We start from the raw sequence: 15,701 nt of genomic DNA on the forward strand, positions 1-15,701 counted from the left end.
GGCAAGAGTTCATAAAAGCAGTGATTAACGGACAGGGTATTTAATTTGGTGAAGCCTTACATCACTCTCACCGGCAGAGGTAAGGCAACTACTTGACCCTGTGTATAAGACTCTTCACCTTAGGTGTGACAAAGCGAGGACTTGGTACTACTTAGAGATAATATGTTGAGCCGAGGAATCCATCTCATTCATACACACATAGTAAATAAAAATAAAATTCATAAAGACTGCACACAAAGATTAAACCATTATAACTTTATGAAAGCTTTCCAGGCTCCGAGTCAATTTATTCGATGAGCGGAGGTTACGGCACGTAAGTTTATACAAGCGCAATGTAAATATCCCAATGCGTTCCTCACTTATGGCTCTTGCGTTCCTCACTTATGGCTCTGTAGTTAAGGCAGCGCGAGGAATCGTCTGACTTTCAGTTTTATGCACACCTAATGCCGCCTTTTGGAACATACCTGAGCTCGAGCTGGCGAGCTCAGGTTACTCATCGAGCACCGGGGGCATTAGGCTAATTGCAGCATGAAGCCCATTTCAAAGAGTATAGGTCGTCCCCTCAAGTTACTTAAACCCCAAGTAGAACGCATAACTATACTTGAGCGATGGCTCTTCAATCAGGTTGGAACTGGAGCTACTCGGGAACCGGGTCTACCTGAGCGTCTGGACCAGCTTGAATATCAGTTTCAATATACATAATTTATTTCCTTCCTACGTTAATAGTACTCAAGTACGGAAAACCACAACTTAAGCAAAACCTATTTAATCAAACTCCAATCAGATTGGAGCTGGGGTTACTCAGGAACCGGATCTACCTGAGCATCCGGACCAGATTGAATATCAGTTTCAATATACATATCGCATCTCCTTTCTTTCATTTATCACTCAAGCAAGAATCATTAAACTTGAGTGCGCCACACCACCCAACCCAATCACAGGGTTGGAGATATTTCCAAGTCAGAAACTACCTGAATATATGAATTACCGTACATTTCAGATCTCGTTACGAGATTTATTATGCAGAATGAAGATTCAACTCACTGTGTACTGCAACACAGTCTGCCAAAGTTCTATCCAGGTTGACGACTACCAAACCCAACATCGAATCAATTATGACTCAGGAATAAGGCTCACTATCAGATCAGGACAGGCCTGAATTTCTGCTCCGAAATAGATACCATACCCCCTTTCAATCATTTTCAATTGACATAAAGTAACAATTATTTTTGAGCCGCATTTAATTCAGTTTCGGATCCTGCCTGAATATCAGCTTCAAAGCTCATATCGCATTCGCCCCTTTTTACTGAAACAAATTAGTAAAGTTAATTCTGGAGAACTAAAAAAACACTTTGCAACAACTCTAGATCTCTAATTGTTTTTCACCTTCAGAATTTCCCTCACCGCCCCGTTAGATGCGCCTGAGTTGATTACTACTTTGAAGCTCGCTTTAACATCAATCTTAAGCCACATAGAGCTTATCCTTCCTCTTGCTGCTTATGTAAACCGAAGAGAGAATGCTCCCAATTAAAAATTCACTGTCTCATGGGTGGGCAATCACCATCAGGGTTTTTGCATTTTTCTGCACACAGGCTACCGCCATCTGCAGGTTCTCCGGATCAAGTGCCGCAAAACTCTCATCCAGAACCACTAACTCAGCATTTTGCAAAAGCGCACGAGCGATAAATAAACGGCTCATCTCACCATGGGACAACCGCCACCCCATCTCGCCAACTGTTTGTAAAATCCCCGCCGGCATTTTTTTCAATAGCGGGGTCAGCCCCAACTCATCACAAATTGCATAAGCCTTGCGCAGGCTCTCCTGGCGAGGTGGCCACTGGTCTCCCATTAATAAATTAAAAAGAAATGAATCTCCCAACACATGATTTTCATGAAACTGGGGAGCTGATGCGACCATCCTGCGCCAAGGTTCAGCACCGATACTTGCGCGGTCGTAGCCATTGAGCAGCAACAGGCCATCATCCGGTTTCTGGATGCCGGTGAGAACATTCGCCAGAGTAGATTTCCCTGAACCAGAAGTGCCCTGCAGTAAAAGCCGGTCGCCGGGATAAATGCTGAGGTTGCATCCCGCCAACACTGCTTGATCTTTTCCCTCGTAGGTGAAACGGATATCGCGTAAATAACACAGCGGCTGCGAGGAATCCTGCTGGCCGGCCGACGCGGCCATTGCCAAACCCGCACTGCCCCTTAAGTGGCGATCTTCAAGGGAAAACAGTTCACGTACTTTTTCCCAGGAAATTGCCGCACTTAAGGCGCTGGTAAAACCATTCATACACTTTAAAACTGCGCGATACCCCAACAACATTCCTCCGAAGGCAATTGCGAGTTGGGTGCTACTGGCACTGTCGCTAATAAATATTGGGGCCAGCCCCACGATCCCTAAAAGTAACCATAGGCGTGGCAAAAAAGCCTGTAAACGCGCCATGGTGTTATCCATGTGAGAGGAACTCTCCAGGTAGTCATTTAACTCACTGTCTTCACCCTGGTGCCACTCGCCGGGAGCCTGCTGCGCGAGCCGGGTGCGGTGGCCGATCATTTTCTCAATCAAACGATGGGTCATAGACAGACGCTGTGCTGTCCACTCTTTGCGGCCGTAGTACTGTGCCCGCCCCAGGAAAAATGCAACCGCTAAAAATAGGGGCAAAATTGCTGCATAGATAAGACCACCAGCTCCCATCAGTAAAATTGAGGCTGCAATTAACAGTTCTACAACACCGAGCAATAATAAAAAGGCACCCTGTAATGCACTGGCTTCTATATTCTCCGCATCGTAAACCCTGCCCAATACCTGACCCGAACCCATATGGCGAATACGACTGGGAATGACGCGCAGCGCGCTGGCGAGCAATCGCTGTTTCAGAAGTGCGCCGGTCTCAACGGAGACCACACCGCGCAGCCGGGCTGTGAGCAGGGATAGGGGAACCTGAGTCACCAACAACAACACCCAGGCAGATAGCCAGCCGGTATCAATATGGCCCTCGAGCACAGCCCTACCTATCACCCACCAACTGCACAGAAAAATAGCCATCTGGGCACTGTGACAGGCAAGCATGGCGGCAAAGCGCCAATACAGCCCACGCTGGCGAAGCTGTAAGCGGAAAGACCGATGAGAGGATTGACGCAACAACCAGAAATCATCCAAGCGTACGCTGGCAAGATTTTCCCGCAGTAGAGCCGTCGTGGCTTTCTTGCGACGACGCCCTTGAATGTGTGCGCTATCCAGCAATTGTTCGATACGCTCGCGCTGGGGCCCCTCAAGCTCGCAAGCCAACTGCTGAATAACCAGCTCTAGGCAAACTTTCTCCACTTGCAGTGCCGGTGTGAGCAGCCGTAACTTATGCCCCCTGCCACCACACAGTGCGATAAAATATTCCCCCTCGGGAAAGCGAACCCGCAACAGTGCCGGGGCGGCTCCCAACAGCATGGTTTCCAGCTCTGGATAGCTGCAACTCACCTGCTCCACTTGCAAGTCCAAAGTTTCAGCACCTGCCTGCAACCTGGCATTCAACTCCAAGGCGCTTCCCAGGGATTTGTGCTCCGCTACCTCAGGTTCCAAGCCACTGTATTTTGCCAAGGCTTGTAAGGCGGCCTCCAGCTGCGACACAGGCCAGCAATGGGGCATTAATTCTTTACAGCTCACTGGCCACCTCTGTAAACCGGGAGGCCGGTATCGCCCCGGGAACTCCTTGCACTTCTGTCAATTGACCGCCGGCCATGCGTAAGTGACGCCAGCTGCTACTCTGCCAACACTCTTGCCAAAGGGTGCTTTCAGCCGCCAGTAGCTGCGCATAGCGAGTGTTGCCTTGGGCTTGAAGCTCACTGGGCTTACCATCTTCAATAATGCAACCATCGTCCATGACCAAAACACGAGGAAAGTCCCGGGTTTCGCTGATGTCGTGGGTAATACAAATCAGGGTAACCCCCTGCCAAACCTCCCGCACCCGGCTCATCAGACGCTGCCGCTGTTGGCGATCAAGCCCCCTGAACGGCTCATCCAGAATCACACAAGCAGTTTCCTCACGGCCAAGTGCGCGCCCCAGACGTACACGCTGCCCTTCACCACCACTGACCAGGGCACCACTTTCGCCCAGCGGGCTTTGGAGCCCCTCCGGTAGCGCTGCTACCAGCTTAAGTAAATCCGCTTGCTGTAAAATGGGGTAAAGGGGAGCTCCCGGCTTATTGCCGTAACTCAAGTTCTCTAAAAGGCTGCTATTCCAAAGCTGAATTGCGGGATCTACCCAAGCACAGTGAAGTCGGAAACGGTGCAGTAATTCTCCCTTCAGTTCTCCTCCATTGAGTATTACACGGCCACTGGCCGGTTTGTGCCACCCCAGCAATAACCCGGCAAGGCTCGACTTGCCAGCGCCGGATGCTCCGACCACAGCAATTTGCTCACCGGGGCTGATTTCCAGATTTACCCTGTCGAGAATAGTGCGGCCACTGGCATTAACGGTGACATTCTCAAACTTGATACCCACCGGTTTTGCCGGGGAAAATTCCACACTATCAGCGGAACTTTTATCTGTGTCTGTTTCGGTGACTGCTTGCAGCGGTTCGAGGGCTCTCAGTAAAAAATTCCGTTGCCGTGGATAACTTCGCATCAGTCCCGCAATTTCTTCACCCAGCGGCGGCAGTGCCAACACCCAATAAATCAATAAAAGCAGATCGGGACTTGCCCCTCGTGCATTAACACAATAAATCACCAATATGCTACTGAGGGTACAATTAATCAACAGCTGTACCGCCTGGCTATTGAGTTGAAAACTCAGTGATGAGTATCCAGCCCTTATCCATTCGGTGAGCAGGTTTTCATGCTCACGCCGTACAGACTCGCCGGCGCCGTGCGTGCGGATTGGAATAACTCCCAGCAGCGCATCCATATAGAAGCGAGCCAGGGCTCCCGCATGAGTTTGTACTCTCATACTGTAATCAGCGAGTACCGGATGGAACATCAAGGGTACAGCAACTTGTAATACCGACATGATTAGCACCAGAGGGGCAGCAGCGGGAGCAAGCCAGATTATTCCCAGTGCAGTAGCAAGCAGGGAGAAAACTCTAAAAATTAGGCTCGTTCCGAGAACAGGCAAACCTCTCAAGGCGGCAATACGATGTGAGCGTTCGGCGGTATCAGAGGTGGGGCGGCTCTGAAAGAAGTGATCGGGTATTTGGGGTAGAGCGGCTAAAAACCGTATGCGGAAACGATTCTCCAAACGGCGCCCGACCACCATTTGGACTTTTGCGGCGGGAAACTGCAATAGCATTAATGTGATCATAAAGACCAACAATAATGCAATCGTGCCTGCTCGCTGTATCTCTGTCGCTAACTCACTGTGGATATCAATCAGGCCACGGAAAAGCAAAGCTTCGAACATCAGCCCCAGTACCGCTCCGAGCATAGCAATAAATATAGTGAGTGGCGCAATCAATCCATCTTCGCGCATCAACCCCCAGAGTTGCCTTAGAGGTTGAACCGGTGGCTCCCGCAAAGCCCTGGATAGCGCTTCCGATTTTGGTTTTACTTCACTGACATCGCGAACCCCTTTTACGCTCACAATGACCGCGCCACTAAACTCCAACTGCTCTGGCGACAGTTCAATTGTCTCTGCAGGCTCACTTCCTCGGAGACGGGACGGCCGGGCGCACCAGTAATTCTCTGGTACTAAAGAAAATGCTTGGCTGATATCTGTAGAAAATTCAACGGACAGCCGCTGCAACATACCACTGACTTCAGTTCCGCGCTTTATCGCCCCGGACGTAACCAATGAGGTGAGCATTCGAACGGATGCGTCGAGAAATGCCAGCGAAAGCCAACTCTCATCCTTAAGCGCTTTTTCACAGATCGCGGTGGCCACTGTATTGCCAACCTTTAACTGTGCAATACGCTCTTTCAGCGGGGCAATAAAATCATCGCCACCTGCCCAGTTTCTCCAGCCCTGAGGGGGCACCCGTGCGGTATGAACATGCAACTCATCCAAAAAACGACGCGCGCTGGGCCAGCGCCTACCACTGGCGGGGTCCATCACCTGCACAATACCGCGATGATTTTCCCAGGCCACGACAAAATGAGTGTTACCGTTTGGTAGTCGCACCACAACCAATCCTGGCAAGTAGCCAGTGGAACTCAATAAGAGATGGTCCACGGGAACCACCATCTGGGCAGCTTCAAGCCCAAGCTCTACCGCAATCTTTTCCAGGGTATTTATCGAAGTACCATCTACATCAGTCTGGCAGGCATCGCGCAAATGGCCGTAGTGTGTATTTACACCAAAACCTTCGAGCAAGCACTTCAGGGAAGCCGGACCACAGTCCATATTAGAGGTCTGAACTACCTCTGGAACTAACCAGCGTCTTTTGCTTTCCACTGTTACGCTCCCTCTTCCACGGTCTCTGTGGGAGCTTTGGCCGAAAGTATCTCACCCGTCCTTTGTAGAAGCAGTTGGTATGGTGTTTTCTTGCCTGTGGCAATTTCTACCCTGGCCGGTAAATCATGCAGTAAAGGGAGATGGGGTGGTGCTTCACCTTGTAAGGATAGCTGTACAAGAACTTTGCCTTGCTGGACGGCACTAGCGACCCGTTCTACTCGGGCCTCCAATTGCCCATAACGGGCCCAGGAAAATCCATCCAGTTTTACATGGGCATTCTGCCCAGGCTGAATATGCCCCAAAGCTAATGCGGGTGGAAAAAATGCCTGTATAGAAATAACACCTTCTGCTTGAATGGTCGCAACTTGCTGCCCAGCGACCAATACTTCGCCTTCCCGTATTTTTGCCAGCGAGGCCAATACCCCGGTAATTGGGGCACGCAGGTTCTGTTCGCTAACAGCAAGGTGGCTTTGCTGAATACGGGTGTCAACTTCCGCAATCTTCCCATCAATATCCTGATGCCGCTGCTTTAAAGCACTCACTTCAAGCTGATATTCACTTATTAGCTGTGCTCGACGATCCTTCAAAGCGCGAATATCCGCCTGCACTTTCAAGGTTTCCATCGCCATTTGTTGGTACGTCCGTTTTGCGGCAAGGTAATCCAATTCTGAACTCTGCTGTTTTTGTAACAGCCGTTCATAACGATCGGCAACATCCGCTTGAATTTTCTGATTACTGACTTGAAGCTGGTACTGTTGCTCCAATAGCTTCAATTGATCACTGAGTGCCTTCTCATCTTCGCCAAATTTCTTATCCAGCAGCTCTCGTTCTCTTTCAACTGATTCAAGTTGATCGCGTAAGCTTCCAGATATCTTGCTATCCCCCCGCAGGCTCAAATCAAGTACGGACGTATCAAGACGAATTAGCACATCGCCCTGCTCTAAGGTATCCCCGAGCTCTGCCTCAATTTGAACAACACGTCCAACTCGCTGGGTACTGACATGAACAGTATTGTGCTCCTGCTCCAACCTAGCGTCATCACTCACGCTATATGTTGTAATTTCTACTGTAAAAAACCAAATAGCCCAAACAGCCAGAAGCAGGACACCGAGAGCAGTTGCTATAACCAAGGTACGGATAGAATCTGAAACAATGGCGCGTGTAGTGTGAAAAAAAGGCGTTGACAATATGAAAAACCTACTAACTGTTATCGCACAGGAACGAAGCGAAACTTAACTTTCTTCCCTCGATTTTCTTGAAGTTTTCTTCCAAAAAAATCCGCAGTACCCAAATTTAAATTTCCCCGATTTAGGAGTCAATTAGAATCTATACCTAATTTCACTGGTACAACAACTAGCAATTCACATTCTGAGCCCTAGTTATAATACAGAGAGGTAGCTATGCACTAAGGTTCCAGTGGTGTTTCAGCTAAAATTTTTTGATCTGAGATTATTCTCTAAAAATGAAGCTCTATATCTTTGAAGAGTTCACATCAGCAAAATTGACATTCAAACATAAAACGTAAGTAAGTATAAACTTACATTGCGACGCAATTAGATTCTATTGAATACCCACACAACAGCCGCACCCATCGATTGGCAAAACTTTGAATAGGGGTACGATATTAGCAACAGAAATCGGGAATGTTACATTTATTACAAATCCCAGCGTTTAATCTTAAAATTACTCAGGTAACACCTCACCTTCAATTAGCTTAAATCACCAGAAGGCACACTTAGGAACCTTCCAGCGTCTAACTGACAATAAAGCAAAATCACCAGCAATTTGTGGTTTTATAAATATAAAACTATAAGTATTTATCTGGTGGCAATCCAACCTTCTCATCTGAATTTTCATTCAAACGACCATCCCCGATTAGAAGCTTGCCTTTTGCGGTTTAAATACAGAATTTACAGCTAGCCATAATGCGACTTAACAAACAAGGGACTAGTTTAATTAGGGATAATTGATCACTTATATTCTTGTTAGATTACTAATAAGCCTCAATAAAAAACATTTTTCTCACTCAAAACAACATATGTCTAAGTAGAAAAATACCATCTTTTGGCTATACACACACAACTTAAACAATATAAAAAATTACAATTCACCATCAACCACATAAAGCGCAAGATGTATAATTATACCCAGATATACAAACACATATGAAGCAGAACAAAGCTTTAAAACAAGGAAATAAAACACTAGAAATTACAAAAAGTTATAACGCCACTAAAGAACCAGAAGGAAACCTAAAACTTTGCACCATCATTTTACCTTAGCTAATCTCTAAATACAGAAACAGGAAGAAATGCTTAACCTTTTGCTACGTTCCTAAAAGTGGTCTATAACACCACCTTGAAATGGGACTTCCCTATGATTAGCTGCAAAATCTATTTAAGCCCTCTAAAGCTGGCACCAGATTCAGCATCTAAATTATTGCAAGAACTTGCTATCAAAAAATTAGACACCGAGGAGGACCCCAATATATCCATTATCAGCACTATTCAAATGTTTCCTGATGAGAGCTATATAGAGCTATTTTGTTCGAAACAGCCAGACCTGACACACAAAAAATTACAAGTTTTGGCTATTCAACTCGATGAACGGGCGCGAAGCTATTTTCAGATCGAAGATCCAATCAAAGTAAGAATGATAATTTATGAAGAAGATTTCATTAATGGAATAAACATATCCATCTGTATTAACCAGGAATCAATACATGATCAGCTGTAAGATTTTTTTAAGCTCACTTAAATTAGCTCCGGACTCAACCCCAGCGTTTTTTCAAAAATTAATTATCAAAGAACTTGAAACTGAAGAAGACCCAAATATAACTTTTATTACAGCCCAGAAAATTACACCCGATGAGTGCTATATTGAAGTATCCTGCTTAAAGAGACCAGATCGAACACACCAAAAACTTCAAGCTTTGGCCATTCAACTTGATGAAAGCGCGAGGCGATATTTTCAGATTGAAGACCCTATCCGGGTAAGAATTATTCAGATCGAGGAAGATTCTGTATATGGGGTCAATTAATCCTCCAGCCATCAAAAGTGTTAATTTTAATTACTTTAAATGTGTATTGAAATTAGGGCCGCCAATTGGCGACCCTCTTTCAGATTAAAATTAAAAGCGTGCACTAGCACCCAGTCTAAAGTATCTAGGTGTCTGGTAGTACTGATTAACCCCCCAGTTAGGATCAGCTATTCCGGGACTAATTTCCGCAAACTCATCAACTTCTGTTTCAGCATCTGCATTTAATAAATTAAAGACATCTGCTCTTAACTCCACATCAGCCAAACCAACTTGAGTACTATATACTAGCGACAGATCAATTTGATTAACCCAGCTCGTTCTACCTCGACTACCACGCTCCGTTCTTACCAAATTCCCATCTGGGTCGGTTAAGTAATAAGTATCTCCGTAGGAGGGTGTTCCATTTGGATGGCCTGCTCCAAAAGAGTTAATTGGCCGTCCTGACTGAAGGAGAAAGTTAGCCCCTAATAATAGGTTTTCCATAACTTGATAATTCCCATAGATTTTAAATTTATGGGTACGATCATTTGGCAGATAGCCATTGGCACCATCCATAATTTCAGGGAAATCAAAGTCTTGAGTGATCCCAGCATCATCCTGACCATTATCAGATTTGACATACCCTTCTGTATTTCCTTTACTTTCAGACCAAACATAACTGGCTGTTAAACCCCAAACGCCATCAAAAGCTTTATCTACAGAAAACTCTAGCTCTTTATAGGTCCGCTTAGCTTCAGGATATCCCAGCAATTCAGCCGAGAAAGTTGTCATTTCCAACTCACCAGTACCATACCTATCATAAGGAATAGTCACATCACTTCCAGGATTAGCAAGAACATAACCATGAGCATCCCCTGTATGAGCATAGCCTAGCGCGTCAACTGCATGGTCTATACTGATATCATCTATATGAGATTTCAGGTCGCGATATGTCGCTTTAACACCCACACTCCAACTATCATTGAGAACCTTCTCATAACCAAGAATATATTCATCCTGGTACATCGCCTCCAAATCCCGATCGGATAATTGTCGACTATCGGGAACCTCTCCGCTAGAAGTAATATTTACTGTACCTACTTCTTGGGTGGTCGGGACACCTTCAGCCCCAATATCTAAAGGAATATAACTAACCGAATCATAGTCGCCATTAAAGATAAAATAACGCTCGAATCCAAGCTCTCCACCGGATAATCGAACATTTGTATTGGCTGCGACGGGCATATGGTATCTGCCCCAATTACCAAAAATCCGTGACTCTCCATCTCCAGTGAGATCCCAAGAGAAACTCAGACGTGGCGCCCACTGGTCATCAATTTCAATAAATACATCACCCTCTCCATTGTAGTTAGAGAAAGTTTCGTTTCTAAGCCCGGCACTTACAGTAAAATTATCGGTGATATCCCATGTATCCTCAATGTAGAAAGCCTCTGATTCAACCTTGAATGAACCAGAAACATCCCCTACTCGATAGCGCACTAGATGAACCGGACTTCCATCCCCATTAGCATTAGGAACTATTCCCCCATTCGTAAGCTCCGCCCCAGGAAGAGCGGTGTAATAACGATAATAAACACCTTTCCCATCCCGCAATCCCGTGCCGGCATAAGTCTCAGAGGAAGAGGAGGAATTATCTTCTCGATCATATCCAAAACGAACAGTATGGTCTCCAAGCACCCAATCAAAGTCGATTCGATTTGCTTCGCGCTCATCACCTCCAGTCTGAACCCTATAATTCGTATCGCATCCTGGATATAACGAAGAGTTTCCTGGTAGAGCTCCATCACTTGTATCAACTACATATGGGCATTCAACATCTGTTGTGCCGATAGTAGTGAGCTCATATTCATTTTGCCCATGTAACAAAGACATACTGAGGTTATCTGTTAATTGGCCATCATAGCGTAACAGCCAGTTTTCTCCACCCCGATAATCACTGATCGTCCCCTTGTAATCGAGCTTATTCTTATTGTAATAATCATAATTTGACTGCCTATTTTCTCGGATGCGCTCATCGGAAAAATGAACATAACTTAAGATGTGATCATCGGTCACATTCCAAGTTAAGTTAACTCCCCAAAAGTCATCAGCCACTTCCCTATTATTAAAGGTATCAGGGGCCTGGAGAGTGTTATATTCTTCAACAGTTTCCTGTTGCTCATAGAGCGCATAGAAAAATAATTTGTCCGGCACAATCGGACCACTTATATAATAATCCGTAGTATATCTAGACTGTTCATTCTCAGAATTGAGATCATAGAGCGTTCCATCTGTGGATAATGTATCCGGGCTTGTTTCCCTTAATGATCCAGGCTCAAAATAAGTAACTACACCATATTTAAAATCATTGGTTCCACGCTTTGTAACAGCATTTAAAACGCCACCTAAAGACCGCCCAAACTCTGCACTATATCCACCAGTTTTAATTTGAAACTGATCATAAAATTCAAAGGGTACAGAAGAGCCACCTAAGCCATTGCGAAAATTGGTAACATTCAAGCCATCAATGTAGTAAGCATTTTCACCAACAGAGGCTCCGCCAAATGAAATAAGATCTTTATCCTCTCCGAATGCGTTATCCCCCAACACAGTTCCCGGAGCAAGCAAGGCAACAGATTCTATATTTCTCCCTACAGGCAACATCTCAATATCCTCTAAACTGATATTGAGAGCAGATTCAGCTGTTCCAGTACGTATTTGTGGTAAGGCCTCAGCTACAACCAAAACCTCTTCCATATCGCCTTGGCTCAAAGGGATACTTAATTTACCTGTGCTACCGATAGACACTAGTACCGATTCGATTACTGCCGGTTGGTACCCTGATTTCTGCGCGGTTATTTTATAAACTCCACTGGGTAACTTGACCTTGAAATCCCCATCGTCACCGGTTGAGATAGTCCTTTTGAAGCCATTTTCTTCATTTTCAATAAAAATGGTTACGTTAGGAATTTCACTACCATCTGCCCCAATAAGTCTTCCGTCAATTCCCCCATTTACATTTCCAGCCGCAAGTACATTAGTGCTAGCTACTGACAAGCCAATGGCACTGGCCAATACTGCCATTTTAAATAATTTCATAAACCTATCCTTTTGCTTATAGAAATATTTATAGATTTTTTTAGATTAAGAGGCTGTGTTAATTATTAATCCATCCTCCCCGATCGAGTTGCGAACACCCAAGACCTCCATTTAAATCAACTAGAATACATACACGCCCCCAGAAAAATAAAACTGGCACAAGCATGTTATTTAATTGAATACCCACCCTAAACAAGAACCTTTAAATGAACAGCTCCATATTAAACACCCACTACTTTTTAAAACAACCTTAAAAGTCCATATTACCGACATATAAATCTAGAGATAGTGACAAACATAAACATGAGTGCAAAAATAACTGCCAGTTACCGGAGAAAATTATATTTTGGTAGTTAAATCGTTATATTCAAATAAAATTAAAAAATACAACCCTATAAGAAGTTTATATGCCCTTTAAGACATATAGAACAAAGGTGAATAACGATGCAATTTAATACATGTATGAGCATAAACCCCACTTATAAGTGGGGTTTCAAAAGGTCAGATACCATTGGAATGAGAAAGAGAAAATAGCTAAATAAAGGTTTCCTATTTTCTTCAATGGGGAAAATTTACTGCCGTAAAAACTCCAACATCCATCTGGCAACTGCATTTTCATGGATATCGTTCTTAAGAGACTCCTGCCCTTTATCAACCACAGCTTCACCAAAAGCCTGCCGTCGAAGCTCCATTAAGCTATTCGAGTAGGGCTTAGTGAATTCCGGATGCGCCTGGAAGCTAAGCATATGATCATCCACCTGCACCATTGCCATAGGGCAGAACTCACTGGAAGCCAGTACTCGCCCACCAAGCGGCAGCTGATCCACCTGATCCTGATGCGTTACTAAGAGACTAAAGTTGGGGGCGGGTTCAGACATCCAACTAGGCGTCTCCTGCATTTCATAGGTGTGCACCCCCAGCCCCCAGCCCTTATCTGACTTACGGGCCCGGCCCCCCAGTGCCTGGGCAATTAACTGGTGACCAAAGCAAATACCTATGGTCGGCTTTTTCTCACCATGTAACTTGCGTACAAAATCCATTAAGGGCGCAATCCAGGGTTTGTCGTCATAAACACCTGTCTTGCTACCGGTAATCAGGTAAGCGTCTACTTCATCTATATGGTCGGGATACTGGCCGTGCTGGACTTCGTAGGTGTTAAACTCCAAATTGGAGTCCTGGTCGCGCAACAAGTCGGCAAACATCTCCGGGTACTCCCCAAATTCACCAACAAGCTCTTTGCGCACATCATCGGTTTTTAAAATTCCAATCTTCATTATTTTCACCGCTGAATTGACTACATAGTATTGGGATTATGGCATATCCAGTCATCAGAGACCGCTATCAGAAAGATTTACCCTGATATGACAAGCGCCATAACAGCACATCTTTCATCATAGATCTTTTACCTATCCGGGTCGCCTGATAGCTCTTTGGCCCACTGCCTAGGAGCAACATTTCTCTCTGGGCATTCTTAGCTGAAGTAGTTTTGTGTATGATCTCGGCTTTAGCACATTTTTCAGCCAACCCTTCGGCTACAAGGCGGCCCAGAGGCAATTAGGGTCGCTTGCAGTAACGACTGAGGACCAACAATGACCACAACAACCTCCCCGAGCGATCGGCAGGACAGTCCCCCAGGGCGCAAGACAGCCTTTATCCGCTTCTTAGATGCAGTGGAATGGCTCGGCAACCTTCTCCCCCACCCAATCACACTGTTCGCACTATTCGCCGTTAGCGTGATAGTCATTAGTGGTATCGCTTCTTACTTTGGCCTGTCTGTCCCCGACCCCCGCCCGGTTGGCGCTGCTGGCCGAGCGCCAGATGGCGTCATTGAGGTCTTCAACCTTATGAGTGGCGATGGACTCAGGATGATCGTTACCAGTCTGGTTAAAAATTTCACCGGATTTGCTCCGCTGGGGACAGTTTTAGTGGCCCTATTGGGGGTTGCGATTGCCGAGCACTCCGGCCTGTTAAGTGCCGCTGTTCGCGGTCTGGTACTCCAGGCCTCCAAACGCACAGTCACTGTCATAGTGGTTTTTGCCGGCATCATCTCTAATACCGCCTCTGAATTGGGCTACGTGGTACTGATCCCATTAGCCGCAATGATTTTCCACTCTCTCGGTCGACACCCTATCGCTGGCCTGGCCGCCGCGTTTGCCGGTGTCTCTGGCGGCTACAGTGCTAACTTGCTGCTGGGAACGGTGGACCCGCTGCTATCGGGGATCACAGAATCAGCAGCCCATATGATCGACCCGACCTACTCCGTGGGCCCGGAAGTAAACTGGTTCTTTATGATTGTCAGTACCTTCCTGATCACCGGAGTTGGTAGCTGGGTGACCATGAAGATCGTAGAACCCAAGCTGGGCAAGTATGATCCCAGTGAAGCGTCTGTCGACCTGACTCAAGACAAAGTTGGCACCTTGACCGACGCCGAGAAGCGCGGCCTTAAGTACGCAGGTTTGGCTGTTTTGGGCGTATCTGCAGTACTCGCTTTGACGGTGGTGCCTGAGTGGGGCGTTTTACGTAACCCCGAGACAGGCTTGGTCGCGGGCTCTCCGTTCCTTAAGGGTATCGTCTCACTGATCCTGGTGTTCTTCGCTATCCCGGGATTTGTTTACGGTAAGGTTGTCGGCACCATGAAGAATGACCGAGATGTCATTGATGCCATGGCCAGGAGCATGAACAGTATGGGGATGTACATTGTCCTGGTGTTCTTTGCTGCACAGTTTGTCGCCTTCTTTAAGATCACCAACCTGGGCACCATTTTTGCCGTTTTAGGTGCTGATGCGCTACAAAGCATCGGCCTCACTGGACCACTACTGTTCCTGTTCTTCATCATGATGTGTGGCTTTGTGAACTTGATGTTGGGCAGTGCCTCTGCTCAGTGGGCGGTGACAGCTCCCATCTTTGTACCCATGCTGATGCTGCTGGGCTACGCCCCGGAAGTAATCCAGGCGGCCTACCGTATCGGTGACTCTGTGACCAACGTTATCACGCCGATGATGAGTTACTTTGGCCTGATCATTACTTTTGCTGCGCGCTATAAGAAAGACTTGGGCATGGGTACATTGATCGCCACTATGATTCCCTATTCCATCTTCTTCTTTATCGGATGGACAGCCCTGTTCTTCATCTGGGTTTTTGCCCTGGGACTGCCCGTCGGCCCCGGTGCAGCTACTTACTATGGTGGCTAATCCACTGAT

General features: G+C 46.2%; 8 protein-coding genes. 3 read left to right on the forward strand and 5 right to left on the reverse strand.

Annotation, left to right across the window (positions count from 1 at the left end):
- Window positions 1-1,543: 1,543 nt before the first annotated feature.
- Genes ACJJIM_RS17275 through ACJJIM_RS17285 form a run of 3 tightly spaced genes read right to left on the reverse strand, consistent with a single transcriptional unit; the run spans window position 1,544 to window position 7,429 of the window.
- Window positions 1,544-3,661: an ATP-binding cassette domain-containing protein gene (locus tag ACJJIM_RS17275; RefSeq protein WP_444911566.1), complete on the reverse strand. Its 2,118-nt coding sequence runs from the start codon at window positions 3,659-3,661 to the stop codon at window positions 1,544-1,546.
- The gene (locus tag ACJJIM_RS17280; protein ID WP_444911567.1) at window positions 3,651-6,383 is read right to left on the reverse strand and encodes an ATP-binding cassette domain-containing protein; all 2,733 of its coding nucleotides are present in this window, start codon (window positions 6,381-6,383) and stop codon (window positions 3,651-3,653) included. The genes ACJJIM_RS17275 and ACJJIM_RS17280 overlap by 11 nt, the downstream gene beginning before the upstream one ends.
- Window positions 6,384-6,385: 2 nt before the next feature.
- Window positions 6,386-7,429 (reverse strand): HlyD family secretion protein, encoded by a 1,044-nt coding sequence (locus ACJJIM_RS17285; protein ID WP_413663402.1) that lies wholly within the window; start codon window positions 7,427-7,429, stop codon window positions 6,386-6,388.
- A 1,330-nt stretch (window positions 7,430-8,759) separates the two neighbouring features.
- Here ACJJIM_RS17285 and ACJJIM_RS17290 point away from each other — a divergent pair.
- Both ACJJIM_RS17290 and ACJJIM_RS17295 read left to right on the forward strand, forming a co-directional pair.
- On the forward strand, window positions 8,760-9,119 hold the full coding sequence (locus ACJJIM_RS17290) for a hypothetical protein (protein ID WP_444911568.1): 360 nt from the start codon (window positions 8,760-8,762) through the stop codon (window positions 9,117-9,119).
- Window positions 9,106-9,423: a hypothetical protein gene (locus ACJJIM_RS17295; protein WP_413663403.1), complete on the forward strand. Its 318-nt coding sequence runs from the start codon at window positions 9,106-9,108 to the stop codon at window positions 9,421-9,423. Before ACJJIM_RS17290 ends, ACJJIM_RS17295 begins: the two co-directional genes overlap by 14 nt.
- Before the next feature lie 90 nt (window positions 9,424-9,513).
- On the opposite strand, the gene ACJJIM_RS17300 is transcribed toward ACJJIM_RS17295, so the two are convergent.
- Complete coding sequence (locus tag ACJJIM_RS17300) at window positions 9,514-12,501, reverse strand: TonB-dependent receptor (RefSeq protein WP_444911569.1); 2,988 nt, start codon at window positions 12,499-12,501, stop codon at window positions 9,514-9,516.
- A 572-nt stretch (window positions 12,502-13,073) separates the two neighbouring features.
- The gene (locus tag ACJJIM_RS17305) at window positions 13,074-13,775 is read right to left on the reverse strand and encodes a glutamine amidotransferase-related protein (RefSeq protein WP_444911570.1); all 702 of its coding nucleotides are present in this window, start codon (window positions 13,773-13,775) and stop codon (window positions 13,074-13,076) included.
- A 315-nt stretch (window positions 13,776-14,090) separates the two neighbouring features.
- Between ACJJIM_RS17305 and ACJJIM_RS17310 the strand changes: the two genes are divergently transcribed.
- On the forward strand, window positions 14,091-15,692 hold the full coding sequence (locus ACJJIM_RS17310; RefSeq protein ID WP_444911571.1) for an AbgT family transporter: 1,602 nt from the start codon (window positions 14,091-14,093) through the stop codon (window positions 15,690-15,692).
- Window positions 15,693-15,701 lie beyond the last annotated feature (9 nt).

The organism is Microbulbifer maximicatervae (SeqCode) (assembly GCF_052467615.1).